The organism is Sphaerisporangium perillae (genome assembly GCF_023276435.1).
Lineage (GTDB): Bacteria > Actinomycetota > Actinomycetes > Streptosporangiales > Streptosporangiaceae > Sphaerisporangium > Sphaerisporangium perillae.
Genome location: NZ_JALLPO010000076.1, coordinates 1 through 24848, shown reverse-complemented (window position 1 = coordinate 24848; position 24848 = coordinate 1). Strand labels below are relative to the sequence as shown.

General features: G+C 68.4%; 26 protein-coding genes, 2 tRNA genes and 1 pseudogene. 12 read left to right on the top strand and 17 right to left on the bottom strand.

Annotated features, from left to right (window positions below):
- Nucleotides 1-253 precede the first annotated feature (253 nt).
- Together MYF83_RS40930 and MYF83_RS40925 are read left to right on the top strand one after the other, a co-directional pair.
- Nucleotides 254-1621 carry a tyrosine-type recombinase/integrase gene (locus tag MYF83_RS40930; protein WP_248966207.1) on the top strand — a complete coding sequence of 456 codons (1368 nt, stop codon included), beginning with the start codon at nt 254-256 and terminating at the stop codon, nt 1619-1621.
- A gap of 176 nt (nt 1622-1797) precedes the next feature.
- Nucleotides 1798-1972: pseudogene (locus MYF83_RS40925) on the top strand (ATP-binding protein); the annotation flags it as partial.
- 52 nt (nt 1973-2024) lie between these two features.
- Here the strand turns inward: MYF83_RS40925 and MYF83_RS40920 are convergent.
- On the bottom strand, nt 2025-2321 hold the full coding sequence (locus MYF83_RS40920; RefSeq protein WP_248966206.1) for a DUF4287 domain-containing protein: 297 nt from the start codon (nt 2319-2321) through the stop codon (nt 2025-2027).
- A 181-nt stretch (nt 2322-2502) separates the two neighbouring features.
- On the opposite strand from MYF83_RS40920, the gene MYF83_RS40915 reads away from it, so the two are divergent.
- Nucleotides 2503-3006 (top strand): hypothetical protein, encoded by a 504-nt coding sequence (locus MYF83_RS40915; RefSeq protein WP_248966205.1) that lies wholly within the window; start codon nt 2503-2505, stop codon nt 3004-3006.
- A 159-nt stretch (nt 3007-3165) separates the two neighbouring features.
- On the opposite strand, the gene MYF83_RS40910 is transcribed toward MYF83_RS40915, so the two are convergent.
- A tRNA-Arg gene (locus tag MYF83_RS40910) sits at nt 3166-3238 on the bottom strand.
- A 1696-nt stretch (nt 3239-4934) separates the two neighbouring features.
- On the opposite strand from MYF83_RS40910, the gene MYF83_RS40905 reads away from it, so the two are divergent.
- A complete protein-coding gene (locus MYF83_RS40905) occupies nt 4935-5969 on the top strand; it encodes a D-alanyl-D-alanine carboxypeptidase family protein (protein WP_248966204.1) in 1035 nt (344 codons plus the stop codon).
- Nucleotides 5970-6339: 370 nt separating this feature from the next.
- Here MYF83_RS40905 and cpaB read toward each other — a convergent pair whose 3' ends face one another.
- The 4 genes from cpaB to MYF83_RS40885 all read right to left on the bottom strand — a co-directional run bounded on the left by cpaB (nt 6340) and on the right by MYF83_RS40885 (nt 10100).
- Nucleotides 6340-7026, bottom strand: a complete 687-nt coding sequence (gene cpaB / locus MYF83_RS40900) for a Flp pilus assembly protein CpaB (protein ID WP_248966203.1) — start codon at nt 7024-7026, stop codon at nt 6340-6342.
- A gap of 25 nt (nt 7027-7051) precedes the next feature.
- A complete protein-coding gene (locus tag MYF83_RS40895; RefSeq protein WP_248966202.1) occupies nt 7052-7858 on the bottom strand; it encodes an S-methyl-5'-thioadenosine phosphorylase in 807 nt (268 codons plus the stop codon).
- Between the two features lie 182 nt (nt 7859-8040).
- Nucleotides 8041-8382: an FmdB family zinc ribbon protein gene (locus MYF83_RS40890; RefSeq protein WP_248966201.1), complete on the bottom strand. Its 342-nt coding sequence runs from the start codon at nt 8380-8382 to the stop codon at nt 8041-8043.
- Nucleotides 8383-8597: 215 nt separating this feature from the next.
- Nucleotides 8598-10100, bottom strand: a complete 1503-nt coding sequence (locus MYF83_RS40885; RefSeq protein ID WP_248966200.1) for a potassium/proton antiporter — start codon at nt 10098-10100, stop codon at nt 8598-8600.
- Nucleotides 10101-10226: 126 nt separating this feature from the next.
- On the opposite strand from MYF83_RS40885, the gene MYF83_RS40880 reads away from it, so the two are divergent.
- Nucleotides 10227-11321 (top strand): LCP family protein, encoded by a 1095-nt coding sequence (locus tag MYF83_RS40880; protein WP_248966199.1) that lies wholly within the window; start codon nt 10227-10229, stop codon nt 11319-11321.
- 58 nt (nt 11322-11379) lie between these two features.
- Here the strand turns inward: MYF83_RS40880 and MYF83_RS40875 are convergent, their stop codons facing one another.
- Nucleotides 11380-11940, bottom strand: a complete 561-nt coding sequence (locus MYF83_RS40875; protein ID WP_248966198.1) for a 5-formyltetrahydrofolate cyclo-ligase — start codon at nt 11938-11940, stop codon at nt 11380-11382.
- Between the two features lie 24 nt (nt 11941-11964).
- Between MYF83_RS40875 and galU the strand changes: the two genes are divergently transcribed.
- The 7 genes from galU (at nt 11965) to MYF83_RS40840 (ending at nt 17252) form a co-directional block, all read left to right on the top strand.
- Nucleotides 11965-12870 (top strand): UTP--glucose-1-phosphate uridylyltransferase GalU, encoded by a 906-nt coding sequence (gene galU, locus MYF83_RS40870; RefSeq protein ID WP_248966197.1) that lies wholly within the window; start codon nt 11965-11967, stop codon nt 12868-12870.
- 55 nt (nt 12871-12925) lie between these two features.
- Entirely contained in the window at nt 12926-14164 is a 1239-nt protein-coding gene (glp, locus tag MYF83_RS40865) for a molybdotransferase-like divisome protein Glp (RefSeq protein WP_248966196.1), read from the top strand.
- Nucleotides 14165-14202: 38 nt separating this feature from the next.
- Nucleotides 14203-14631, top strand: a complete 429-nt coding sequence (gene moaC / locus MYF83_RS40860) for a cyclic pyranopterin monophosphate synthase MoaC (RefSeq protein ID WP_248966208.1) — start codon at nt 14203-14205, stop codon at nt 14629-14631.
- On the top strand, nt 14628-15107 hold the full coding sequence (locus tag MYF83_RS40855; protein WP_248966195.1) for a MogA/MoaB family molybdenum cofactor biosynthesis protein: 480 nt from the start codon (nt 14628-14630) through the stop codon (nt 15105-15107). Before moaC ends, MYF83_RS40855 begins: the two co-directional genes overlap by 4 nt.
- Before the next feature lie 73 nt (nt 15108-15180).
- Complete coding sequence (locus MYF83_RS40850; protein ID WP_248966194.1) at nt 15181-15813, top strand: GNAT family N-acetyltransferase; 633 nt, start codon at nt 15181-15183, stop codon at nt 15811-15813.
- A gap of 172 nt (nt 15814-15985) precedes the next feature.
- Complete coding sequence (locus MYF83_RS40845) at nt 15986-17080, top strand: hypothetical protein (protein WP_248966193.1); 1095 nt, start codon at nt 15986-15988, stop codon at nt 17078-17080.
- A gap of 98 nt (nt 17081-17178) precedes the next feature.
- Nucleotides 17179-17252: transfer RNA gene (locus MYF83_RS40840), tRNA-Ala, on the top strand.
- Between the two features lie 84 nt (nt 17253-17336).
- On the opposite strand, the gene MYF83_RS40835 is transcribed toward MYF83_RS40840, so the two are convergent.
- From MYF83_RS40835 to MYF83_RS40790, 10 genes are all read right to left on the bottom strand, one after another.
- Entirely contained in the window at nt 17337-18512 is a 1176-nt protein-coding gene (locus tag MYF83_RS40835) for a site-specific integrase (RefSeq protein WP_248966192.1), read from the bottom strand.
- Nucleotides 18512-18727 (bottom strand): helix-turn-helix domain-containing protein, encoded by a 216-nt coding sequence (locus MYF83_RS40830; protein WP_248966191.1) that lies wholly within the window; start codon nt 18725-18727, stop codon nt 18512-18514. Before MYF83_RS40830 ends, MYF83_RS40835 begins: the two co-directional genes overlap by 1 nt.
- A gap of 31 nt (nt 18728-18758) precedes the next feature.
- Entirely contained in the window at nt 18759-20363 is a 1605-nt protein-coding gene (locus tag MYF83_RS40825) for a replication initiator (RefSeq protein ID WP_248966190.1), read from the bottom strand.
- The gene (locus MYF83_RS40820; protein WP_248966189.1) at nt 20360-21025 is read right to left on the bottom strand and encodes a hypothetical protein; all 666 of its coding nucleotides are present in this window, start codon (nt 21023-21025) and stop codon (nt 20360-20362) included. Before MYF83_RS40820 ends, MYF83_RS40825 begins: the two co-directional genes overlap by 4 nt.
- A gap of 37 nt (nt 21026-21062) precedes the next feature.
- Complete coding sequence (locus MYF83_RS40815; protein WP_248966188.1) at nt 21063-21815, bottom strand: deazapurine DNA modification protein DpdA family protein; 753 nt, start codon at nt 21813-21815, stop codon at nt 21063-21065.
- Nucleotides 21812-22204 (bottom strand): RRQRL motif-containing zinc-binding protein, encoded by a 393-nt coding sequence (locus MYF83_RS40810; protein WP_248966187.1) that lies wholly within the window; start codon nt 22202-22204, stop codon nt 21812-21814. Before MYF83_RS40810 ends, MYF83_RS40815 begins: the two co-directional genes overlap by 4 nt.
- Nucleotides 22201-22533 carry a hypothetical protein gene (locus MYF83_RS40805; RefSeq protein ID WP_248966186.1) on the bottom strand — a complete coding sequence of 111 codons (333 nt, stop codon included), beginning with the start codon at nt 22531-22533 and terminating at the stop codon, nt 22201-22203. The genes MYF83_RS40810 and MYF83_RS40805 overlap by 4 nt, the downstream gene beginning before the upstream one ends.
- Nucleotides 22534-22616: 83 nt before the next feature.
- Entirely contained in the window at nt 22617-22826 is a 210-nt protein-coding gene (locus MYF83_RS40800) for a hypothetical protein (protein ID WP_248966185.1), read from the bottom strand.
- A 41-nt stretch (nt 22827-22867) separates the two neighbouring features.
- Complete coding sequence (locus MYF83_RS40795; RefSeq protein ID WP_248966184.1) at nt 22868-23725, bottom strand: FtsK/SpoIIIE domain-containing protein; 858 nt, start codon at nt 23723-23725, stop codon at nt 22868-22870.
- Nucleotides 23726-23826: 101 nt separating this feature from the next.
- Nucleotides 23827-24795, bottom strand: coding sequence for an ABC-2 transporter permease (locus tag MYF83_RS40790; RefSeq protein ID WP_248966183.1), 969 nt, complete (start codon nt 24793-24795; stop codon nt 23827-23829).
- Nucleotides 24796-24848: the final 53 nt, after the last annotated feature.

The following is a 24848-nucleotide window of genomic DNA, read 5'->3' as shown; positions in this document are numbered from 1 at the left end:
GAGTCCTGGCTGCCGCGCAGGCAACTCACCCCGAACGCTTCGCCAGTGGCGGCACCCCTACCCCGCCCGACCTTCCCGGCCCGGCATGGATCAACAAGCCCAACCAAGACCACACGAACGAGCAGAAGAACACATCAGAGAACCAGACACAGAATTAGCCCAGCTCAACTGCCTTGATCAAATTGACAGGTTCCGAACTCCGCGTGTGGCGGAGCGACCTGATGGCCTGGCTCGACTCCCTGCGGAGGGTGTCATGAACACCAGTTATGACGTGAAGTTCTGGGAGATCCAGCGGCGCAAGGACCGTAAGACGCTGTCCTTCCTTGTGCGCTGGACGGTAGCTCGTAAGACCAGATCCAAGAGCTTCCGGACCAAGGGCCTTGCCGAGAGCTACCTGTCCGATCTGCGGCAGGCGGCCAAGGCTGGGGAGGGATTCGATGTTGCCACCGGGTTGCCGCTGTCGATGCTGGACGCTGAGCCGCCCTCGGGGCCGACGTTCCTGGGATTCGCACAGACCTATGTGCTCAGCCGGTGGCGCACCTCGGCGGCCCGGACCCGGGAGACTGACGTCTACGGCCTGCTGTCGCTGGTTCCCGCCCTGGTGGCGGACCTGCCGAACCGGCCGCAGGAAAGCGACATGCGCGAGGTGCTGCGCAGTCACGCACTGCTGCCCAAGGACCGGCGCGGCGAACTGCCCCACGCCCTGGCGCCGGCGTTGGCCTGGCTGGAGAAGGCATCGCTGCCGCTGGCCGACCTGCAAGACCCCCGCGTGACGCGGACCGCCCTCGAAGCGATCTCGGTGACCTTCACCGGCAAGGACGCCGCCGCCAACACAGTGCGCCGCAAGCGGGAAGTCCTTCACCACCTGCTCGAACTCGCCGTCGAGCAGAAGGAACTTCCCGCCAACCCGCTGCACGCGATCAAGTGGACCCCGCCCAAGGCCGCAGGCACCATCGACCCACGTACGGTCGTCAATCCCGAACAGGCCCGTGCACTGCTGGCGGCCGTCCCCACGGTCGGCCGGACCCGTGGCGAGCGGCTCCACGGGATGTTCGCGTGCATGTACTACGCCGCGCTCCGGCCGGAGGAGGCGGCAGGCCTGCGCCGCCAAAACTGCGACCTTCCCGAAGAGGGCTGGGGCCTGCTCACGGTCGAAAAGGCGCGTCCCCAGGCGAACAAGAGGTGGACCAACTCGGGGGAGACCCACGACTCCCGGGGCCTCAAGCACCGAGCCAAGGACGACACCCGGGAGATTCCCATCCCGCCGGTCCTGGTCGCCATCTTGCGGGCGCACATCGACCGGTACGGCGTGGCCGGCGACGGGCGGCTATTCCGCACCTCCAAGGGGCGGCCGTTCTCCTCCTCGGCTTACTCGGGCGTCTGGCAGGAGGCCCGGCGGCGGGCCTTCACTGCCGAACAAGTCGCCTCCCCGCTGGCCTCCCGGCCGTACGACCTGCGTCACGCCGCTGTCTCCCTGTGGCTCAACGCCGGGGTTCCGGCAACCGAGGTGGCCAAGCGGGCCGGCCATAGTGTCGATGTGCTCCTGAGGGTCTACGCCAAGTGCATCGAGGGACAGCGGTCTCACGCCAACCGGCAGATTTCCGACGCCCTAGACGACTGATCCTTCTGACCTGTATCGAAGGCCCTGGTGAGCTTGAAGGTGAGTTAGGGAGCCAGATGTTGGTCAGTGGCTCTCGTCATCGCTGAGGCGTCCCGGAGGTGTTGATGAATTTGGGAGCCACCGGCGTGGTTGCGATGAGAGTATCGAGGCGCTACTCCGAGTGAGGAGGCGCCGGTGTCGCCATCGCCTCCAACGAGAGCTTCAGATGGCTGGGCCAAAACCTTCACCGACCCGCGCCTCTGCGCCGCCATCGTCGACCGGCTCACCTTCGGCGGCAACATCATCGAGACCGGCACCGACTCCTACCGGCTCGCACAAACCCGGGCCCGAACTGACAACCACCCCGGCTGACGACCTTCAACGCGATCATTGCGCGTGACTGCGGACGGGCCCAAGCTGTCTGTCAGCTCGCCTCAGGTCGGTTCTTCTTGCCGTCCAGCCACAGCGTGTCGGACTCATCGCGGTGCGGACCGGAGCTGCCGACGTGCTTTGCGTCGATCTTCGGACCCTTCTTGATTACATGGACCAATGCCATCGCGTGCCCACGCCCAAGGTCATAGTCCTGCTTCAGCCACTCGGTGATCGTACCCGCCTTCGTGGACGGGTCGTCAAAGCCGCGCTCCTTCGCCAACGCGATGAACTCCCGCGGCGTCAGTCCGGTCTTGTCCTCGATGTTGTCCAAGTACGCCTGGAACGACACGGCTCTCTCCACTCGTCATGGGACATTACAACCACAGTGTCCCATTGGTGAGGGTTCACGGAGCGGGCGGAGGGTGCGCCGACCGACGAGATGCCGCACACCCTGAGCGACGCCTTCCGATTCGGCTAGGCGCTGCTCCAGGGCCTTCGGCCTGTCTGGCTGCTGCTGCCATACTTTGCGCGTGGTCGAGCAGCTAGAACGGGAGTTCACGGTTCGTCGCGCGTGGCCGTGGTTGGTTCTGGCGGTGCTTGCCTCGCTGGTGCCGTGGGTACGCATGGCCGCCACGGAGAGCGGCGGTGTCGACTACATACCGTTGGCCTCCTTCGCCGCTCAGTTCATCGGCGTTGGCGCGCGCTCGCTCTTCCCCCTGGACATCTTCGTCGCAGGCGGTCTGCCGCTGCTCGTTGCACTCGCGGCTCTCTGCCGCCGTTGGTGGCGGTCGGCGGGCATGGCTGTTGCGGTCATCCTCGGCGCTATGGCGATCGTAAATATGGCGCTTTTCCTTGACCTGCCTCCCGATGAAGTCGCTGCGGCAGATCTCAGCGCCGGTACTCAGCCGGACTTCTACCTGAGCACCGGGAACTCCGGGGCTGCGATACCAGCGATCGCGTACGCCCTTGCCGCCATCGCGCTCGTCGTGGGCTCACGCCATGCGAAGGTGTCGGCTCGCTCTGCGAGTAGCTGAGTTGCTGGCCACGACCTGGGAAAACGTCGTCAAGATCGGATCGCATATGGTTCGCGATCATTGACCTACGGCTGCATACGACGGCACTCGGTTGCATGTGATCTCTGAGAGAGGACAAGCTGAGCCCCAGGTCAGGGACTAAGCGGCTGGTCAGGAGAGTGCCCCCGGCAGGATTCGAACCTGCGGCACCCGCTTTAGGAGAGCGGTGCTCTATCCCCTGAGCTACGGAGGCGGGATCTGGTGTAAGCGTACCGAAAGGCGGGCACCGTGTGGGCCGTGGCGGGGCTTGGCTTTGGGGCGGGTCTCCCATGTGTGCGCTGAGCTGGGGTAAAGGGCTGACATGCCGCCAACGTGGTGTAGCGGTGCGTGACTACTGTCGCGCAGCGTGACCAGAAGGCGACGTAAGTGTGTGCAGAGGGGCCGTGGTGTCCGGCCTGGCGTGTTCGTGTTGGCCATGCTGGCGCCCGCGGTCCTCGCCGCGGGGCTTCTGGTTGCTGAGTTGACCGGCTACGAGGAGCAGGTACGGGGCAGGCCGCGGCATGTGGTGAAGGTGAAGGCCGCATCACGCTGGCAGGAGGCGCCCGGCGCGTCCTTTCTCACGCCCATGCCGGCGCCGCCACATGCCGATTCCAGGTATGAGGGGATGGTCCCCGCACTCGTGCTCTCCGGTGGGGCAAGTCGTCGGCGGCTTGAGTGCGAGCGGGCCGGCTCTGAGCAGTCCGGGCGGCGACGCCGAGTGGAGGTTCTTCGTGTGCGCCGGTGCGTGAGATCGGTGCAGTGGGAGGGGCAGGCCCGACGGGTGGGAGGTCCGGCACCACTTGTCAGCTCAGAAGGGGGTGACCGATTCCGGCGGTCGGGAAGCGGTGCGCGAACTTGGTGGGGGGATGGACGGGAGCGCGAGGCTAAGCCGCGGGGACGTGGAGCCGACGCACCGTGGGATGGGCGTGGGACGCGGACTGTAGGCCGCACTGAGACTGCGGGAGCCACGCCGATCACTTCTGGGCGGGCGAGTGGGATCGGCTCCAGTGTGCCGGGCCGGTCAGGTGAGCCCGCTGGTGCGGCCAGGCTCGTGGGGGCGCCCGGACTGACTGAGCCGGGCTCTGGCCCGGCGAGCGGCCCCGCCACTGGGCCTGACACGGGGATCGGGTTCGTGGGGTGGCCCAGGGCGGGTGAGTCGAGTGCGTCGCTTGGGCTTAGGAGAGCAGGTGGATCGAGTAGGTCGGTCCGGTCTGAGGGAGCGGAAGTCGGCCGCTGCGCGGGGCTGAAATGGATCTCGGCCGCCGAACCGTCCACGCAAGCGAGTCGAGCACCCCTGGTCATTCAGGGGCGATCGATCCTGGTGAGTGACTGGGCCGGAGGAGATGCGTCCGGCTGTGCGAGCGCAACACCCGCGAGTCCTGGCGAGGCGGGGGCGGATGTCCTGGCGGAACGCGATCTTGTGTCGGCCGGCGGCGTACAGGTGGAATGAGCGTCTCCGCGCTAGACGTCGATGCCTGGCGGATAAGTGATGCCTGGGTGACCTCGGTGCCGTGGCCGCACACAGCGCGCAGCAGGCACCGCCCACCACTTCACGGAGGTGGTGTCGCCGCGTGGGGCGTCCGTCATTGCACCATCGGGCCGGTCGGCGGATCGGATCAGTCGCGCGGGAGAGGCTGCTGAGGCCGGCTGCAGGTGAGCGGCGTGTGCAGGGGCCAGGTGTCGACGAGATCGGCGGTCCGGTGGGCCAGACAAGCCGAGCCTGGGGTGGTGAGAAGGGGTAAATGCCGTGATCCTCACATAACGGCTCTCGCGACTCCGCCCCGTGCACTCACCTAGCTGTAGTAACGTGCGTGCCGGGCTCAGGTCACAAGTTCGCAAATGGAGGGGTCCTTAACGTGCCATCTCCTCGATCGGCGGGCCTGGTCGCGGTCCTTATGGCGATGATTTCCATGATCAGCATGGCGTCGCCCGGTACGGCGCAGGCGCGATCCGCCACGCCCGAGACGGCCAGCCGAAAACCGGATCCGGTCAACCTGACGGACCTGCGGCGCGAGGCCGAAAAGTCGTCCCAGGCGCTGGCGGACGCCACCAAGGCTCTGGAACAGCGCCAGGCGACGCTGGCGAAGGCCGACAAGGAGCTCAAGGACAAGCTGGAGCAGTTGCGCACGGCGACCCTGGAGCTTTCCAAGGTGCGCCAGCCCCTCTCCGACCTGGTGCAGTCGCTCTACCAGGTGCCTTCGGGCGGTGACATGGCGCCTTTCTTCACTGGTGAGGACGACGCGAGCAACCTGCAGGCTCTTAGTGACATGACGTACCTGGTGTCCGGACGGGACGAGATTCTCGCCGACGCCGGGCGGCTGTACCAGGAACAGCAGAAACTGGCCGCCGAGGCGCAGGATCTAAGGGCGACGAAGCTGCTAGTGGAGGCGCAGCTCAGCGTGGAGATCGATACGCTGCGGAAGCGGTCGTCGACCGTCGTGCAGTCACTGTCACGGGCTCTGGTGAAACTCGGCGTGCGCGTCAACCAGGGCGGCCGTTCCGGAGCGGCGTGCGACCCGACCAAGGTGAGCTCGGCCGCGCAGTATCCGAACGGGCTGCTCCCCACCAGCGTCCTGTGCCCGCTGCAGCAGCGGGGACGCGAGCTGCGGGCCGACGCGGCGATCGCCTTCGTCGCGCTCAACGAGGCATACCGGAAGCGCTTCGGTAAGCCGATGTGCGTGACCGACAGCTATCGCAACCTCGCGCAGCAGCAGGCGATCTTCTACCGGAGGCCCGGCTTCGCCGCGGTACCCGGTCGTAGCAACCACGGGCTCGGGCTCGCCGTCGACCTGTGCGGTGGTGTCGACGTCTTCCGCTCGGTGCAGTTCAACTGGCTCGAGGCGAACAGCAAGAAGTTCGGCTGGATGCACCCCGACTGGGCCTACCACAGCCCCTTCGAGCCGTGGCACTGGGAGTACGACCCCAAGCTCGGCTCCCTGCTGTAGTCGCCGAGGGTCTTGTTGTAAGTCCTGCCGTACGTCCTGCCTTAAGTCCTGGGGTACGGCCACCCGGCTGGCGGGTGAGGATGGCCCTCCGTCAGCCGGGTTAGTCGCGGCCGCCGGCTCAGTCATGTCCGCGTGAACGTCCGTGTCCCCGAGGACGGCTAATCGTCGGTCGGGACGGTGCGTGTCCGCCGGGATCACCGCGTTAGCCGGGTCAGCTCTGTCCGCCGGGGGGTGGCTGTGTCGATGGGGCGGTCCGTCGTCTGCCTGGGTGGTCGTGTCCGTCGGCCGGGGTGGCCGTGTCACTGGGACGGTCCGTGTCGGCCGGGGGGCTGTGTCACTGGGACGGTCCGTGTCGGCCGGGGTGGCCGTGTCACTGGGATGGTCCGGTGTTGGCCGGGGTGGCTGTGGCGGTGGGATGGCCGTGGATGGTGATTGTGAGGCGTGAGCCTGTGCCGGCCTGGGCCAGGTGGGTCGCCTGGTCGGGGGTGGTGGCCAGGACGACCAGGGCGCCGCTTTCGGCCGTGGAGTCGGCGAGGTCGCCTGAGCGCGACCCGCGGGGCAGGGCGATGACGGTGACGGCCTGTGCCACGGTCGCGGTTCGCGGGTCGCCGGTGTCGTCCCATCGAGCGGATGAGGCGATCACGTCGATCACGTCACCCGGCCGGAGCAGCCGGGCGGACGCGGCGTCGGTCACGCGTACCGGGGTGGCGAGCATCCCCGGGCCGTAGGCGTCGACAAGGGCCGGGCCGAGCAGTCGTAGGTCGGTGATCGGCTCGCCGCGCCGGGCGGGGGCGGCGAGGACGCGACCCGCCACTCGTGCCCCCGGCCGGAGCGCGCCGTCCGGGACGGCCTCCTCGGGCAGCCGGACCGCGGTCAGATCGGACGCCGACAGCGCGACGCCCGGGCTGAGGTCGTGGGCCGCCGCCAGGACCTCTGCGGAGGGAGCCGGACGTACGGCGAGGCCGACGCATGCGGTGGCCAGCGCTGCGAGGGCGGCGGCCACGAGGCGGCGACGCCGGCTGAGTACCCGAACTGCACGGAAGCGCGCGGCCCGCATGGCTCACTCCTGCGGAGAAGGGGGTTCAGGGCAGCTCTAGCGGGAGTTTGATGCCGTTGAGGGCGTCGCCGCAGGGGCAGGTGCGTTCGAGGGGGAGCTCGGCGGCCACCGTGCCGACGAGAGTGCGCATGCGCTCGCTGTTGGCGGCGAAGAAGGCGAAGACCTCGTCCTGGGTGACGCCCTCGCCGGTGTCCACACCGGCATCGTGGTCGGTGACCAGGGCCAACGTGGTGTAGCAGAGGGCGAGCTCGCGGGCGAGGACCGCCTCGGGGTGGCCGGTCATGCCGACGATCGACCAGCCGTTGGAGGTGAACCAGCGCGACTCCGCCCGGGTGGAGAAACGGGGCCCTTCGATGACGACGAGCGTGCCGCCGTCCACGGCGTCCCAGCCGTCCGCCTCCGCCCGCGAGTACGCCAGAGCCCTGCCGACCGGGCAATAGGGATCGGCGAAGGGCACGTGGACGGCGCCGCCGGCGTCGTAGTAGGTCTGCGCTCGGCCGGAGGTGCGGTCGACGAGCTGGTCAGGGATCAGCAGCGTGCCCGGCCCGTACTCGGCGCGGAGGGAGCCGACGGCACTGGGCGCGAGCACCTGGCGCACTCCGAGGGAGCGCAGGGCCCAGAGATTCGCCCGATAAGGGATGCGGTGCGGCGGGAACCGGTGATCTCGGCCGTGACGCGGCACGAACGCCACGGTGCGCGAGCCGACGCGGCCCACGGTGATGGTGTCGCTGGGGGATCCGTACGGGGTGGTGACCTCGATCTCCTCGGCGTCGTCGAGGAGGGAGTAGAAGCCTGAACCGCCGATGACCCCGATATCTGCTCTCATGACCATGGGGCGAGATTAGCGTTCCGGCGGGAGGGCGATGAGGCCGGAAGCGGTGCCTGTGGAAAACCTCGGCCGGCGCGATCGGTGATCGGCGTAACGCGCCGACATGGGGCCGCACCGGCTTGCCGGCCGGCACGCCGGTGGACGGGGTTGTACGGCCCTGGGGCGGCCGTACAACCCGGACGGTGTCAGGCGGCGGAGCTGCCGGCGGAGGCGGGAGCGCTCGCCGAGGCGGGCTCCTTCTTCGTCGAGGTGCCGGTGGAACCGGAGTCGGATCCGCTGGAGCTCGTGGCACCGCTGGAATCAGAAGAGCTGGTGGAAGCCGCGGTCGACGTCGAGGTCGAGGCACCGGAGGAGCGGTTGTCCGTCCGGTAGAAGCCCGAGCCCTTGAACACGATGCCGACGGGCGAGAACACCTTGCGCAGCTGGCCCTCGCAGCTCGGGCACGCGGTCAGCGGGTCGTCGGTGAAACGCTGGACGACCTCGAGCCCTTCACCGCAAGCGGTACAGGCGTACTGGTAGGTGGGCACGCACTCCTCCTCATATGGCTCAGTCTGGCTCAGTATGCTCAACGCAGATTGGCACTCTACCGATGCGACTGCTAATGGTACGCAGCCGATTAGGCTAAACGCCACCCAGCCTGGTTCTAATCCCTGACGCGAACCTGTAGGGGTCGGCCCCCCGCGGCCGTTCGCCGCCCCCGGCGACGACCCTCGTCGCCTCTCTCGCCGGACCGCCGGAAGGGTCATTCGCCGCGTTCGCCGTACCAGCCGGCGAGCTTGCCGCGGCGGCTGACGGCTCGCAGGCGGCGCTCGACGGTCTGCCGGTACGCGGCCGTGGTGACGACGAGCAGCTGGTCGCCGGCTCGCAGGCGGGTCGAGCCTTCGGGGACGAACGAGCGTCCTTCCCGTACGACCATCGTGACGGCGGCGTCCGCCGGCAGGCGCAGCTCGAAGACCTCGACTCCGTGCAGTCCGGAGCCGGGCGGGATGGTGACCTGCAGGAGATCGGCGTTGAGCTCTTCCAGCGGAGCCGCCTCGACTCCGAGGTCGCGGGCCTCGTCGGGGGCGTTGACCCGAAGGACCCGTGCCAGGTACGGCAGCGTCGGCCCCTGCACCATGGTGAAGACGATCACGATGATGAAGACCTCGTTGAACACGCCTTTGGCCCCGGGGAGCCCGGCCGCCCAGGGGATGGTGGCGAGCACGATGGGCACCGCCCCCCTGAGCCCGGCCCAGGAGAGGAAGGCCTGCTCACGCCAGGTCAGCCGGTCGGCGCCCGCCAGCCGCACGATCAAGGCGGACACCACGACGGACAGGGGGCGGGCGAAGAGCAGCAGGGCGAGTCCCGCGATCAGGCCGGGGATGACCGTCATGGGCAGTTCCACCGGGCTGGCGAGTATGCCCAGCATGACGAAGAGGCCGATCTGGGCGAGCCACGCGGCCCCTTCGGCGAAGCCGCGGGTCGCCGCCCGGTGGGGCAGCCGCGTGTTGCCGAGGACCAGCGTGGCCAGGTACACGGCGAGGAAGCCGCTGCCGTGCAGGAGCGCCGCGCCACTGTAGGCGATGAACGCGAGGGCGAGCACGGCGATGGGGTACAGGCCGGACGACGGCAGGGCGACCCGGCGCAGGGCGTAGCCGCCGAGCGGGCCGACCGCGAGGCCGACCGCGCATCCGACGCCCAGCTCGAACACGGCGTCCAGCAAGACGTGTCCCACGCCCGGCATAGGCGTGTTGACCTGGCTCAACATGGTGACGACGATCACTGTCGGCGCGTCGTTGAACCCGGACTCGGCCTCCAGGATGCCGGAGAGGCGCTGGGGGAGAGGCAGGCGGCGCAGTACGGAGAACACCGCGGCGGCGTCCGTGGAGGCGAGAACGGCGCCGATGAGGAGGGCCGTGCGCCAGTCCATGCCGAGCAGCCAGCGCACGGCCACCGCGAGCGCGCCGATGCTGACGGCCACGCCCACGGTGGCGAGCACGATCGCGCTCGGCACGGCCCGGCGGACGTGCTGCCAGTTGGTGGTGAGGCCGCCTTCGGCCAGGATCACGGCGAGTGCGGCGAGGCCGATCTCCTGGGCGAGCCGGGCGTTCTCGAATTGGATGCCGAGCCCGACCTCCCCGACCAGCAGGCCGAGTCCGAGGTAGATCAGCAGGCTGGGCAGTCCGGTGCGGTGGGCCACCCGTACAGAGGCGATGGCGGCGATGACGACGGCCGACGCGAGGAGTAGCCAGAGATCAAGAGTCACCGGCCCCCCTTCCGCGTTTTCCGTCATTGTGTCGTATTCGTATAGGCCCCTACCACGAACAACGCCTATGGGCTACCGTCACACGCGACACAGACGACGCAGGATTGACCGTTTTCAGGGGATGAATTGACCGACGACACTTCCCCGGTCCTGGAGAGCGCGAGGAAGGGCGATCCCGTCGACGGCGGGCAGGTCGTCCCCCATGAGCCGACGGAGCCCCCCGAGCCCGCTGGGCCGCCGAAGAAGCGCAGGCTGTTACGCCGGCTGATGATCGTGACCGGCCTCATCCTCGCCATGGTGTTCGCGGCGGGATTCGCGCTGGTGATGGAACGTCAGATCACGCTCAACGGCAACATCGAGCGTATCCCTGGAGCGTTCCCTGAGGAGGCGGGGCGTCCGGCCAAGGCCGTCGGCGACGCGCAGAACTGGCTGCTCATCGGGTCGGACAAGCGGCCGGGCGAGTCGGGCAGCCAGCGGGCCGACACGATCATGATCGTCCACGTCCCGGCCGACCGTGATCGGCTCACCCTCATCGGCATCCCCCGCGACTCTTATGTCCGCATCCCCGGCCGCGGAAACAACAAGATCAACGCAGCGTACGCGTTCGGCGGGCCGAAGCTGCTGATCAAGACCGTGGAGGACCTCACCAAGATCCGCATCGACCATTTCGCGGCGCTGGACTTCAAGGGGTTCGTCGCGATGACCGAGGTCGTCGGTGGTGTCGACGTCTACGTGGCGCGCAAGGTGTACGACCCGATGAACAAGATCACCTGGCCGCAGGGCCAGGTGCACCTGCAGGGGGAGAAGGCGCTCCTGTTCGTCCGGCAGAGGTACAACCTGCCGGGCGGCGACTTCGACCGGATCAAGCGGCAGCAGGCCTTCGTCGGCGCACTCGGGCACAAGATCATCAGCCGGGACATGCTGACCGATCCCCTCAAGCTGAACGACTTCCTGGAAGCGCTGACCCGAGCGGTGAGCGTCGACTCCGGTGTGACATTGAGCACACTGCGCGATCTCGCGCTGGAGCTGCGGAACATCCGTCCGGACACCGTCGACTCCACCACGGTGCCGACGCTCGGCACCGCCATGGTCAAGGGCGCCAGCATCGTACGCCTGGACAAGAAGGCGGGCAGCCGCTTCTACGAGGCGGTCAGGAGCGACTCCCTGCAGGAGTACTTCAGCGACAACGGCGGCCTCAACGACCTGCAGATCCTGCCCTGATCCAACGGTTTCGGGCGGTGCCCGGGACGCCGTCAGAAGGCGACGTCAGAAGGCGCCGTCAGAAGGTGGCGATCCCGGACGGCAGGGCGGCCATCGAGACGGGGAGGTCATGCGGCTCCGCGGGGACGCCCTCGATCAGCTCGCCCTCGTGGAGGAGCGCGACCGTCGGCACGTTCGGGCCCACCCGCGCCAGCGCCCGGTCGTACGAGCCGCCGCCGCGCCCGAGCCTGATCCCGCTGGCGGCGTCGACGGCCAGGGCGGGAACGATCACCAGGGCGGCCGTGCGGATCGTGTCCACGCCGCGCCTGGTGTCCACCGGCTCCATGAGTCCGCGCGGCCCGAGGGCCAGCGAGTCGGGCCCGTCGTAGACGGCCCAGTCGAGATCGTTGTCGGGTTGCAGCACCGGCAGGATGACCGTGGCGCCGTGCTTCCACAGCGCGAAGACCAGACCGTGCGTCGCGGGTTCGGTACCCGCCGACCAGTAGCAAGCGACAAGCCCGGCCATCTGCACCCAAGGCTGGTCGAGTAGCGTTTCCCTGATCGCTGTGGCCGAGCCGCGCGGATCGGTGAGCCTTTCTCGTGCGGCGACGATCCTCCGGCGCAGCTCCGCTTTGTCCACTCGGCCCTCCATTAAGGTGCATCCATGGCTGACTACGATCCCGTGACGAAAGTTGTCATCCCCGCCGCCGGTCTGGGTACGAGGTTCCTGCCCGCGACCAAGGCGACCCCCAAAGAGATGCTGCCGATCGTCGACAAGCCGGCCATCCAGTATGTCGTCGAAGAAGCGGTCTCCGCCGGGCTGCTCGACCTGCTCATGGTGACAGGCCGCAACAAACGCTCCATCGAGGACCACTTCGACCGAGCGTACGAGCTTGAAGAGGTCCTGGCGGCCAAGGGCGACTCCGAGCGACTCTCCCAGGTGCTCGAACCGGTGGAGATCGCCACGTTCCACTACGTACGGCAGGGTGAGCCCAAGGGTCTCGGCCACGCGGTCCTGTGCGCGAAGCAGCATGTCGGCAACCATCCCTTCGCCTGCCTCCTCGGTGACGACCTGATCGACCACCGCGACCACCTGCTGAAGCGCATGATCGAGGTGCGCGACACCTATGGCGGCAGCGTGGTGGCGCTGATGGAGGTGCCGAGGGAGCAGGTCTCCCTGTACGGCTGCGCCGAGATCAGGCCGACCTCCGAGGACGACGTCGTGCGGGTGACGGGGCTGGTGGAGAAGCCGTCGCCCGACGAGGCGCCGTCCAACTGGGCCGTCATCGGGCGCTACGTCATCGACCCGGCCGTCTTCGAGGTGCTGGAGAACACCGCGCCGGGACGCGGCGGCGAGATCCAGCTCACCGATGCCCTGCTCGAGCTCGCCGGCCGCTCCACCGAGGAGGGCGGGCCGGTCCACGGCGTGCTGTTCCGCGGCCGCCGCTACGACACCGGCAACAAGCTCGACTACCTCCGCACCGTCGTCCAGTTCGCGGCCGATCGGCCCGATCTGGCCCCCGGGTTCATCCCGTGGCTGCGCGAGTTCCTGGACGAAGTTCCCCACTGAATTCCCGCGGCGACCGAGAGATGTACCCCCGCGACCTCCACGGAGGGTGGATGCGATGAAAACGGTTGACGCCCATCTGGCCGACATCCTCGGCGCGGTGCGCCCGCTCGATCCCGTCCAGCTCGACCTGGAGTCGGCGCTCGGCGCCACCCTCGCCGAGGACGTCACCTCGCCGGTCGCGCTGCCGCCCTTCGACAACTCGGCCATGGACGGCTACGCAGTACGGGCGGAGGACGTCGCGGGGGCGAGTGACGACGGCCCCGTGGTGCTCCCGGTGACGCTCGACGTGGCGGCCGGTGACACCGCGCGGCGGGCGGTCGAGCCGGGGTTCGTCACGCGCATCATGACCGGGGCGCCCGTGCCGGAGGGCGCCGACGCGGTGGTGCCCGTCGAATGGACCGACGGCGGCACGGTCAAGGTCGCGATCCGCCGCCCGGCGCCGCCGGGCAACGCGATCCGCAGGTCGGGGGAGGACGTCGGGGCCGGGGAGGTCGTGCTCGCCGCCGGCACCCTCATCGGCCCGGCGCAGCTCGGCATCCTGGCCGGGGTGGGCAGGCGGGCCGTGCTGGCCCATCCCCGTCCCCGGGTGGTGGTGCTGTCCACCGGTACCGAGCTGGTCGAGCCGGGGACGCCGCTGGGCCACGGGCAGATCTGGGAGTCCAACAGCTACACCCTCGTCGCGGCCGTCCGGCAGGCGGGCGGCGAGGCGTACCGGCGCAGAGCCGTGGGCGACGACCCCGGGGAGTTCTCCGCGACGCTGAACGCGCTTCTCGGCGAGGCCGACGCTGTGATCACCAGTGGCGGCATCTCCATGGGCGCGTACGAGCCGGTCAAGGAGGCCCTGTCCCCGCTCGGCACGGTCCGTTTCGAGAAGGTCGCCATGCAGCCGGGGATGCCCCAGGGCTTCGGGCTGCTGGGCGACCGGCGGATCCCGATCTTCACGCTGCCGGGCAACCCCGTGTCGTCCTACGTCTCGTTCGTGCTGTACGTGAAGCCGGCGCTCGCCAGGATGCGCGGCCTGCCCGCCGGTCCGCCGGCCACCGTGACGGCGACGACGACCTCGGCGCTGCGCTCGCCGGCCGGCAAGCGATCCTTCCTGCGCGGGGTGCTGAGCGCGCCCGGCGGAGGTACGGCGGGAGCGTCGCCGGCCGCCGGGCCCGCCGTCGTGGCGCCCGTACACGGGCAGGGGTCTCACCAGCTCGCCGCGCTGGCCGGGGCGAACGCCCTGATCGTGGTTCCCGAAGACGTCACCGACCTGCCCGAGGGCGCGGTCGTGGAGGTGATCCCGCTGTGAACGAGCTGACGCACATCGACGAGTCCGGTGCCGCCCGCATGGTGGACGTGTCCGCGAAGGACGTCAGCGTCCGCACGGCGCGGGCCACCGGCCGGGTGCTGCTGTCCGCGGAGGCCGTGGAGATCCTGAGATCGGGCGAGGTGCCGAAGGGCGACGCCATCGGGGTCGCCCGCATCGCGGGCATCCAGGGGGCGAAGCGCACGCCCGACCTGATCCCGCTGTGCCATCCGATCGCGCTGCACGGCGTCAAGGTCGAGCTGGTCGTGGTGGACTCCGGTGTGGAGATCACCGCCAGGGTGAAGACCGCCGACCGCACGGGGGTGGAGATGGAGGCGCTCACCGCCGTCTCCGTGGCCGGCCTGGCGATGATCGACATGATCAAGGCGGTGGACCCGGCGGCGGTGATCACCGATGTGCGGGTCGAGGAGAAGACCGGTGGCAAGACCGGCGTCTGGACCCGGCCGTGAGGGCTCTGGTGGTGACGGCCTCCAACCGGGCCGCCGCCGGTATTTATCCCGATAAATCCGGCCAGTTGCTGGCTGAACTGCTCGCCGAGGCCGGCTGCGAGCAGGTGGACGGGCCCAAGGTCGTCCCGGACGGCGACCCCGTCGAAGCCGCGCTGCGCGAGGGCGTCCGCGCCGGGTACGACGTGATCGTCACCACCGGAGGCACCGGCCTGACCCCGCAGGACCTCACCCCTGAGATGACGCGCCGCGTGATCGAACGCGAGGTACCCGGCATCGCCGAAGCCGTACGGCAGGTCAACCGCGACAAGGTGCCGGCCTCGATCCTGTCGCGAGGGCTCGCCGGGCAGGCCGGTGCCACCCTCATCGTGAACCTGCCCGGATCCTCGGGCGGTGTCCGCGACGGCATGGCCGTCCTCACCCCCGTCCTCCGGCACGCCGTGGACCAGATCAAGGGCGGTGACCACCCCCGCCACTGAAAGATCGCTGTCAAAAGAGAGGGCCTGGTGGCCGCAATGGCGGATTCATGGTCGGACAGGGGATGATTGAGCCGTGGATCGACTTCGCGGCTGGCCGGCGACCCTGACCGAGGGACCGGTGGGACTCCGGCCGCTGCGCCTGCGCGACGTCAGCGCCTGGCGGGAAACGCGGCTGCGCAACGCCGACTGGCTGCGCCCCTGGGAGCCCAGCAACCCCGAGACCCCGCTGTTCCGCACCGGCCTCGGCCCGTACATCTCCATGGTCGGCACCCTGCGGCGCGAGGCGCGGCAGGGTCTCGCGCTGCCCTGGGTCGTCACCTACCGCGGCGCGTTCGCCGGGCAGCTCACCGTGGGCGCGATCGTGTGGGGCTCGGCGCGCTCCGCACAGGTCGGCTACTGGGTGAGCGGCACCCTCGCCGGGCGGGGCATCATCCCCACGGCGCTGGCCATGGCCGTCGACCACTGCTTCTTCACCGTCGGCCTGCACCGCCTCGAGGCCAACATCCGGCCGGAGAACCACGCCAGCCGGCGCGTCGTCGAGAAGCTCGGCTTCCGCGAGGAAGGGGTACGCCGCCGGCAGCTCCACATCGACGGCGCCTGGCGCGACCACATCTGCTACGCCCTGACTCTCGAAGACGTCCCCCGCGGCCTTCTCGCACAGTGGCGGCAGACTCGGGAGAAAACCGCCCATGACGGCTCCTCCTAACGGGCCATAGACAGCTTTGACATAGGCCTGGGGATAAACAGGTTGACGATCTCGCGACACACCGCACCGAATGCTCGTCAATGAGTGACACGCGGTCCTACGGTGCGTGACGTGAGCACATTTGCGACGGCACAGGCCCCGTGGTGTGTTCATGCTGCCCGGAGGTGGGCGAATGAGTAGCGCCTTCCTCTATCTCGGCATCGTGCTCATGTGGCTGTGCGTCCTCGTGCCCATGTGGCTGCGCCGCGACCGGCACCCGGTCGACATCACCGAGCTGTACGACGAGGGCGAGGAGTCCGACGGCGACACCCTCGCCGACGTGCCCGTCACGCAGGTCCCCGCCCACCCGGCCCCCGCCTCGGACACCGACGACGAGATCACCGTGGAGCTCGGCGTCCCCACCTCCGAGCCCGCCCTCCCCGCCGGCTACGCCTCCGGCGCCGCGAGGGGCACCGGTGAGGCCCCCGGAGCTGCGACGCCCACCCGCGGGGCCTTCGGCGCCGCCGCTTCGGCAGGGATCGCCTCGGGCGCTGCCGCGGCTACCGGTACAGCCTCCGGTGCCGCCGCTCCCGGAGGGACCGCCTCCACAGGGAAGGTCCATGGCGCCACCGCCTCCGCCAGGGGGGCGTCCGGCACGCCCAGGGGGGCGTCCGGCGGCACGCCGGCCACCCGCTCGGCCACCTCCCCGGGCGCGCCCGCAGTCGCTTCCACTGCCGTGCCTTCAGCCATCACCCCGACCACGTCTCCGGCCACGGCAAGGACTACGACTCCGGCCGGGCCCCCCAGTACGTCCGCTCCGGCGGGGACACCGTCCCCTGGGTCCACGGCCGGCACATCCGCCGAGAACGTCCCCGAAGACGGCATCGCCGAGGACCACGTGGCCCGTGGGGACCTGTTCCCGGCCGAGTACCGTCGCCGGGCCCGGGTGATGGCCCGGCGCCGGCGCTGGCTGCTCTTCAGCGTGCTGCTGCACCTCGCCTCGCTGGTGACGGCGGCCGTCGGCGTCGCCCCCTGGTGGAGCGTGGCGCCGTCATCGGTCGTGCTGCTCTCGTACCTGCTGATCCTGCGCATCGCCGTCACCGTGGACGCCGAGCGCCGCATCGCCGCCGCGAAGGCCCGTGCCGAGCAGGAGCACAGGGAACGGCAGCGCCGACGAGCCCTGGAACTGGCCGCGCAGCAGGCCGAGGCCGAGATCATCGAGTTCCGCAAGCGCGTCGAGCCCTTCGACCAGTACGCCGACCGCTCCCGCCGCGCCGTGGGCGACTGAACATCCGCCCTTTCGTCCCCCACCCGGCGGCTCTCGAGCCGCCGGCCACCTAGGTGGCGCGGGTGGTCGCCAAAGTTTGCTAATCTGGTCGAGTCCTAGGGGCTGTAGCGCAGTCCGGTAGCGCACTTCGTTCGCATCGAAGGGGTCAGGGGTTCGAATCCCCTCAGCTCCACCCAGGTCAAAGGCCACTTCCCATCACGGGAGGTGGCCTTTTTGATCTTCTGAGTGACAAACTGAGTGACATCCTGTCGGGCTGCTAGGCGTCCGTGTTGTCGTCGAAGATGCGGTCCATGGCCAGTGCGCCGGTTTGGATCACGGGCCGGATCTGGTGTCGATAGACGGTCTCGGTCACGGTGGTGCTGGCGTGTCCGCACAGTTTGGCGATCTCATCTATGGATAGACCGCCGTCGTCGGAGAGCAGCGACACGAAGCTGTGTCGTAGCTCACGCGGTGTCCACGCATCGGCGTAGATGCCCTTTATGCCTCTGATGGCGTTGCGGAACTCTCGCCGTACGTTGTGGGCGTCAAGCGGTGTGCCGATGCTGCTGGTAAAGACGAGCCCGTGTTCCTTCCAGCGTTGGCCGGCCGCCGTGCGTTCGTTCGCTTGCTGGCGTTTTTGCTGCTTGAGTGCTTCCACCGCCCGTGTAGGTAGGGCGAGGGTGCGTCGTGATTTCTTGGTTTTGGTGTCGCCTCCTGCTCTGACTGACCGCCATACGGCGATGTGGGGAGGTATCGCCAGCTTGCCGATGGATGCTGGCTTGCCTTTCAGGTCGACGTGGTCCCAGCGAAGGTCACGCAGTTCCTCGGTGCGTGCTCCGGTGAGGAGAGAGACCACGATGTAGGGATGCATACGGTGGTGCTTGGATGCGCTGAGGATGGCAAGGGCTTGTTGGAAGGTCAGTGATCGAGACGGTCTGCCACCTTGGCCCTTGGGGATGTTGCAGAGCTCGACGACGTTGCGCTTCACCTTCTCGCGAGCCATGGCGCGTTTGACGGTGCGGTTCAACGCGGAGTAGAGGGCTTGCAGGGTTCGCGTGCTAAGTGTTTGAGCCTTGATCCTGAGCCACTTCTCGACCTCTGTGGCCTTGAGATCCTTGAGTTTGCGTGCGCCGAGGTCAGGGACGATGTGGACTCGGCAGAGGATCGTGTTGGTCTCTATGGTTTGAAGATCGCGACCAGTAAGGCCGTACTCCAGCCAGTCCTCAACGGCTTGTTTGATGGTGTAGCTGCCGGATTCGGTAAGTGTGCCGTCTTCCAGGTCTCGGAGAACTTCCTTGAGTTTGTTCTTGGCTTCAGTCTTGGTGCGTCCTGCGGCTTTGCGGGTGATGCGTCGGCCGGCCGGGGTGTAGCCGGTGGTCACTTCGGCGATCCATCGTTGCCGAGTCTCGCTCCAGTAGAGGCCGCCATCACCGTGTGCGCGTTGCTTGGGCATCAGGCCGCCTCTGCTTCTTGCTCCAGAAGCTTGACGTACTCGGCGATGGCGTCGGCCGGGACGCGTCGTGCACGTCCGGCTTTGACGGTGCGGAGGCGTCCGGCGCGGATCTCTTGGTAGAGGTAGCGACGAGACAGGCGCAGGACGATGACGGTGTCGTCGACGTCGTAGAGCGCTTGACCCGGATAGTGGACGATCTTGCCGTTGGTGGGCATGGTGGTGCTCCGTTCGCGTTCTGAGAGTTGGTCAGGCGGCGAGCGGTGTGGACGAACTGCATGCCTGTTGGTAGGCGAGTTCTTCGCGTCCTGCTCGGTTGTATTCGCGGGCTTGTGCCGCTGCCGTGTTGGCTAGGAGGGCGTCTCCGGTGGTTTTCCACCCGGATCCGGCATAGGTGAGGTCGCCGATCACGAGCGTCGTTTCTTCGTCAAGGTCTGCTTGACGCTCGATGGCGTCGGCGGTGTACTCGCGTCCGATGTCTTGGGCGCGGCGGTAGCGGACGCGTGCGGCGCGCAGGGCGGCGAAGGTGGTGGAGTATCGGCGGGCTTTGGTGAAGAAGTGGCCGCCGAAGCCGAGCATGTGTGCCCAGCGGCGCAGGCCGTCGAATCCGAGGTGATCGGGATGGCCGAGGTCCCAGCACGCGGCGATCAACCGTTCGGTGTGGGTTCCGGTGCGGTCGGCGTGTTGTTCGATCGAGGCGTGGTCCAGGCGGCGGGATGTGTGTCCGGTGACCTCGGTGCCTTTGGTGGCGTACTTGGCGAGGTAGGCGGCGACCATGGCGTCGGTGACCGGGTTGTCTCCCCGCAGGCTCAAAGGGCGTACGTCGAGCTGGTCACCCCAGGCGATAGGCCAGCCGCCGGCCTTTTCCGCATGCGGGAGGGTGGTGAAGCCGGTAGCGGTGGCGGCGTGCTCAACGGCGTCTTGCAGATCGGCCACGGTGAGGCCGTCCGGGGGCGGGATGACGGCGGTGGGGTCGTCGGGGTCGGTGCCGTCGAGGCGGAGCAGGACGTGGAAGTGCACGGCTCCGCGTCGTTGGTATTCGGCGGCTTTGCCGTGCGCGATGCGGATGCGGGGTAGTCCGCGGCGGCGGGCGAGTTGGTTGAGGTGGCGTTCTGCCGCTTGTTTGGTGCGTCGCCAGAGTTCGCCGGCCTGGTTGTTCCATACGACGTGGTGGTCGTGGTCGTAGCAGTCGAGGCAGAGCGGTTGCCCGATCCGCTGGTCGGTGGGCTCGTGGCGGGCGAAGCAGGCTTGCGGCACGCCGTGGGGGCAGGTCTCGATGTTGCGGCGGGCGTGACAGGGTTCGGGCCGGCAGGTGCAGCGGGTCTTGTCTGAGCAGGTGTGGACGCGCACGTGCCGGGTGTGGACCGGGCCGAAGGTGGGGGCGGTGAAGGTCGCGAAGACCGCCGGATGGGTCGAGACCGACTCAGAAACGCCTTTGCCACCTGCCAGGCCGGAGCGGACGAGCTGGTAGGCATCCCGCCGGTAGGTCTCCGCGCAGGACGGGCAGACCGTCACGCGGCGATTTCCGCACGCCTTGTAGATGACAGCATCGGGCAGGGCCGAGGTGGGCAGCGTGCTCAGCACCTGCCCGGTGTGGGTGTCGACGGTGTGCACCTGGCCGTGCAGGCGGACCGGCGCGGAGCATCCAGCGGCGGACCAGATGTGATCGAGCCAGGCGAAGTAGCCGTCACCGGCACGTGTGAGCGCGGTGTCGTGGGCGAACAGCACGGCATCGCCGGGCAGGCGAGCGGGGTCGGGTTCGGTGTTCGCCCCCGTGCCCGGGAAGGTGAGCTGTTGCCCTGTCTTCCCGGGGACGAGAGCCAGCGTCGAAGGTGCCGACGGGCTGGAGGTCATGCGCGGCCCCCGTGGGTGCCGTCGAGGTGGTGCAGCACGGCGGCGGCAACATCAGTGCCGATGCCGAGGTGGTCGGCGAGGACTGCCGGGGTGATGGGGTGCTCACTGCGTTGCCGGTGAGCGAAGACGGCCATTCGAGCGCCCTGGATGAGTTCGTCAGGGATGGACGTCACAGGGGCGGTTACGGGGGCGATTGCGGGGGCCTCGCTGATGCGAGGGACTTCCGCTGTGACTGTTGTGATCGTTTCGTTGGGCCGGTCGTCACGGGTGCTTGTGCGGGTGGAGGTGCCCGACAGGGCGAGCTTGGTGAGGGCGAGGAAGGCCAACGCCGGTACGACGTTGAGGAGCCAGCCACTTGGGCTGTGGGCAGCGACCGCGAGTTGTGCGGAGATGGACAGCGCTGCGGCGGCGATGAGGACGACCATCGGGTAGGCGACGGAGGTTCCGGCGCGCTTGCGTCGGCGGATTTCCAGACCGGCGGCGGTGGGGGTGAGTTCGGAGATGATGGCGTTGGTCCAGCCGAACCAGTCGCCGGTGCCGGTGGGGACGTGTTGCATGGTCCAGTCGTGGACGTGGGTGAAGGAGACCGCGCCGGCCATCCCGCCGATGACGAGCAGGATGCTGATTTGGATGGCGGATTCGATGCGTTCGGTCTTGGACATCACGCAGCTCCTTTCTCGTGGACGAAATAGGTCGGCATTACAGGCCGTCCAGGGTGGGCTGCTGCCAGGTCAGGCTGTTCAGCAGGCGGGTGCGCCAGATTTCGGCAAAGGTGCGGCAGTTGGCTTCGTTGATGTGGCCGGGGTGGAGTGAGGGGGTGCGGCGGCCTTGGTAGCTCCAAGCGAGGGAGTCAGCCGAGGTCAGGGAGGCGGCGTAGCGCTGCAGTCCGCGGGTTTTGACGCCGAACCCGTGCAGGCGTAGGCCGGCGGAGGCCAGCGTGGTGACGATGGTCTGGATCTGGGCGCTGTGTTGGCGTCGGCAAACACTGCCTAGACCGACGAGAGGCTGTTTGGTGAGGTCGATGCCTGCGCGTTCGTACAGGTCGAAGCAGTACAGGTAGTCATCGATGAATCGGCCCTGCATGGCCGGGCGGAACGGTAGCTCGGGCCGGAGGCTAAGCAGGTCGATGTAGTTGCCGACGGTGCGGTGAATGTGTTCGCGGACGGTGAGTCCCGTTTTGGCGGTGATGAAGGGTTCGCACATCCAGTCCTGGGGTGCGGCCCAGTCGATGTTGCCGATCTCTTCGACGTAGCGGCTGACGGCGTTGGCGCGGGGGGTGGTTGTCCAGGCGCCGTGCATGGACAGTTCGGTGAAGCCGCCGGAATCGATGGCAACGGGTCCGACCGCGCGGGGAAGAGTTTTGTATGTGGTCAGGCGGCGGTGGCTGACGAAGAGGGGGAAGGGACACAGCCGGAGCCAGCCGGGGTGATGAGTGCCGAGGTAGAACTTCATCGGTTGCTCCCGGTGTAGATGTGTCCGGTGGCGTTGCAGCTCGTGTCGGGGGTTTGGCAGTCGAGGCAGGCGGCCCACCGTTTGGGCAGGCAGTAGCCGATGTCGCGCAGGCAGCGCGGGCAGGTGCGGCGGGCTTTCATCGCCCGCTCAAGCGCGGCCAGTTGAGGAGCCGTAGGGATGCGCTTGGGCTTGGCCCGGTCGACGGCGTAGAGGTAGGCGACGCGCTTGCCGCGCCGCCAGAGGATTTGGGCTTGGACGTCTTGGCCGCCGGGGCGCAGGCCCAGGGCGTTGAGTTGACGGCGGGTGGCCAGCCCTTGGGGTGCCATCCGGTAGGGGTAGGTGGGGATGCCGAACTCTGATCCGGTGGGGTCCCAGCAGACGCGGCTCATCGGGCGTCACCGCCCCAGCGCTGCTGGGCGGCCTGACGGCTGATCGTCAGCGGACGGGCGATGTCCGCCCAGGAGTAGCCGTGCGTGCGTAGGCCGGTGACGGCCCGGCCGATGACGGCGTCGAGTTCCTCGATGAGGACGACGGCGTCGGCCAGTGCTTCCACGTCGCCGGCGGCGATACGCCGGCCGTAGGCCCGGATGACGCGCCGGAGGAACGCGGCGTATTCGTCGTTCTCCACGACCCGTCGCGGAGGTTGGGGTGTCAACGCTGGCTTGACGGTGGAGACGGTTTCCGGCATGGCGGAAAGCTCGGTGCAGGTACGCTGCATGGATCCACGTCCTTCGCTTGACGGTGGAGTAGTGGAGGCAGGGGCCGGGAGACTGTGGTAGGTAGACCGGCCCTTGTTCCTGTTCAGGCGCTGGGCATAGCCCAGGTGAGAAGCGCAGCGGCTATGCGATCGACGCAGACGCCGCAGTAGATGCGCGTCCTTGGGTCGGGGTGGTCAAGGATGAGCCAGCCGTTGATGTAGCGGAGGCCACGGCGGCGGTTGCAGTGGTCGCATTCGAAGATCCACCGCCGGGGGTCCGGGGTGCCGTTGAGGCGATACCGTTTGTGGATCACCAGGGTGTTCCTTCCGGGTCGTGACCGGGCTCGCAGGGCGGTCAGGCGGCGAGCCGGTGCGCGGATGAAGGGGAGCCGCCCCGACCGGCGCGGCGGATCGAGACGGCGTAGTCAGCGATGTGAGCGATGTCGCTGTCGGTGAGGTAGGCGACCTTGATCTTGTGGGGGGTGCCGCCTTCGGCGATGAGGTAGCACACGCCCTGGCTGGTCGGCGTGATGTCGGTGGCGCAGAAGCCCGAGGAGGACCAGCCGTCGCCGAGGATGATGTCGCTGGAGCCGGAGGAGGTGCAGCGGAACGCGGCCCGGTATCCGACCAGGTCGCGCATGGACTTGGGGATGATGTCGACGCTGGGGCGCTGGGTGGCCGCGATCACGATGATTCCGGCGGCCCGACCGCGGGCGACCAGGTCACGCAGCAGGGAGATGAATTCCCGCTGTTGGCGTTCATCGCCAACGGTGGCCGAGAAGTAGGCGATCTCGTCGATGATGACGACGATGACGTTGACGTCGTCGGACTGCTCCACCTTGCGGCGGCGGCGGGCTGACAGCCACGAGTAGCGGTTGTTCATCACCTGCTGGAGTCGGCGCAGGGTGATGATGGCTTCGTCGATGTCGGGGCCGACGAACTTGTCGGCGGCCTGGGCGAGCATGCCGAGTTCGACCTGTTTGCCGTCCAGGAGGACCAGGCGGGTGCGGTCGCACAGGGCGGCGTGGCAGCCGATGCACTGGACCAGGCCGGACTTTCCGCCGCCCGGTTCGCCGGCGGCGAGGATGTTGCGGTAGATGAGCGGCAGGTAGACCGGCCGGCGCATCTCGTCGATCCCGATGAAGATCGGGTCATACATCGACAGCATCGGCCCTATCGGCACCCCCGCAGCGGTGGGGTCGGCAGTGGTCATGGTCGTGTACCTCTCGGACAGAGGGAGATGGGACGGCCAGGCAACAGGTGCGCGGCCGTCCCGAAGGTGGTTGCGGGTGGATACGGCGAGGTGCGGCTACCTCAGTCGATGTAGTCGCTGATGTCGTCCACGCCGTGGGCGGCCGGCACCGTGACCGGCTCCCGGTTGGGACCGGGCTTCTTGCCGTTGTCGGCCCGGCCGTTCTTGACGGTGTTCTTCTGCGCGTCCAGGACGAACGCTTCGGTGACGTCGTCCAGGTCCAGCCCATCGGCCGGCGTGTCCAGGACGAGTGTTGCCCGCTGGATCAGTGCGTCGTCCGCCCCGCTGATCTCCTCAGTGAGGGGTGAGACGACCGTGCCGGTGAGGGCATCGCGGCGGCTGATGTCCATCCGCACATAAGCGGAGTTGGACTGCGAGGCACGCTCGACCGTGACCTTGTCGGCCCAGCAGGCAGCCGCGATCTGTTCCAGGCGACCTTCCAGGTCCGACATGGCAAGGCCAGGGCGCAGCCACAGCCACACCGATTCGCCGACCAGGGTGGGACGAGCCCACAGCACGAACGGCAACGAGGCCCGGTTGTTGCCGATGATGAATTCGGCGAAGCAGGTCCGCAGACGGTGCCGGGAGACCAAGCACCAGGCCACTTTCATGACGTGGCGCCGGACCTGGGGGAAAGCGAACGGGACCGCCAGCACGACGACGACCACCAGGCGCACGGCCAAGGTGGTGTGCTGGGCCAGGACCACGAACCCCAACACGCAGTCAGTCGCGATGAGGATTTCCGGCAGCCACCACACGATGACCCGAAGCACGGGCCAGATGGCGATCACGGCAGCGATCGGCAGCGCAACCGCCACGCCGAGGACACCGCCCAGCAGGAGAGCGACGATCGGATGCCACTTATCCGCCAGGACGGTGGCGGCCAGCAGGCCGGCCACGACGGAGACCACCCAGAAGGCGATCTTGGCGTTACGGGTGTAGGACCGGGACACGTGGTCCTCGATCACCGTAACCGAGCCGCGGCGGCCGGAAGCTCGCCGGGAGAAGGAACGGCCACTACTCTTGGCCATGGGTCGACTTCCTTCCACAAAGGGATGTCGGTTGAGTGATGCGGCGGGGCCGG

What these genes read in the sequence shown, in the direction of transcription:
- MYF83_RS40930 (WP_248966207.1), top strand. Translation starts at nt 254, where the DNA reads ATGAACACCAGTTATGACGTGAAGTTCTGGGAGATCCAGCGGCGCAAG.
- MYF83_RS40905 (WP_248966204.1), top strand. Translation starts at nt 4,935, where the DNA reads ATGATCAGCATGGCGTCGCCCGGTACGGCGCAGGCGCGATCCGCCACG.
- cpaB (WP_248966203.1), bottom strand. Translation starts at nt 7,026, where the DNA reads ATGCGGGCCGCGCGCTTCCGTGCAGTTCGGGTACTCAGCCGGCGTCGC.
- MYF83_RS40895 (WP_248966202.1), bottom strand. Translation starts at nt 7,858, where the DNA reads ATGGTCATGAGAGCAGATATCGGGGTCATCGGCGGTTCAGGCTTCTAC.
- galU (WP_248966197.1), top strand. Translation starts at nt 11,965, where the DNA reads ATGGCTGACTACGATCCCGTGACGAAAGTTGTCATCCCCGCCGCCGGT.
- glp (WP_248966196.1), top strand. Translation starts at nt 12,926, where the DNA reads ATGAAAACGGTTGACGCCCATCTGGCCGACATCCTCGGCGCGGTGCGC.
- moaC (WP_248966208.1), top strand. Translation starts at nt 14,203, where the DNA reads ATGGTGGACGTGTCCGCGAAGGACGTCAGCGTCCGCACGGCGCGGGCC.
- MYF83_RS40845 (WP_248966193.1), top strand. Translation starts at nt 15,986, where the DNA reads ATGAGTAGCGCCTTCCTCTATCTCGGCATCGTGCTCATGTGGCTGTGC.
- MYF83_RS40835 (WP_248966192.1), bottom strand. Translation starts at nt 18,512, where the DNA reads ATGCCCAAGCAACGCGCACACGGTGATGGCGGCCTCTACTGGAGCGAG.
- MYF83_RS40830 (WP_248966191.1), bottom strand. Translation starts at nt 18,727, where the DNA reads ATGCCCACCAACGGCAAGATCGTCCACTATCCGGGTCAAGCGCTCTAC.
- MYF83_RS40825 (WP_248966190.1), bottom strand. Translation starts at nt 20,363, where the DNA reads ATGACCTCCAGCCCGTCGGCACCTTCGACGCTGGCTCTCGTCCCCGGG.
- MYF83_RS40820 (WP_248966189.1), bottom strand. Translation starts at nt 21,025, where the DNA reads ATGTCCAAGACCGAACGCATCGAATCCGCCATCCAAATCAGCATCCTG.
- MYF83_RS40815 (WP_248966188.1), bottom strand. Translation starts at nt 21,815, where the DNA reads ATGAAGTTCTACCTCGGCACTCATCACCCCGGCTGGCTCCGGCTGTGT.
- MYF83_RS40810 (WP_248966187.1), bottom strand. Translation starts at nt 22,204, where the DNA reads ATGAGCCGCGTCTGCTGGGACCCCACCGGATCAGAGTTCGGCATCCCC.
- MYF83_RS40805 (WP_248966186.1), bottom strand. Translation starts at nt 22,533, where the DNA reads ATGCAGCGTACCTGCACCGAGCTTTCCGCCATGCCGGAAACCGTCTCC.
- MYF83_RS40795 (WP_248966184.1), bottom strand. Translation starts at nt 23,725, where the DNA reads ATGACCACTGCCGACCCCACCGCTGCGGGGGTGCCGATAGGGCCGATG.
- MYF83_RS40790 (WP_248966183.1), bottom strand. Translation starts at nt 24,795, where the DNA reads ATGGCCAAGAGTAGTGGCCGTTCCTTCTCCCGGCGAGCTTCCGGCCGC.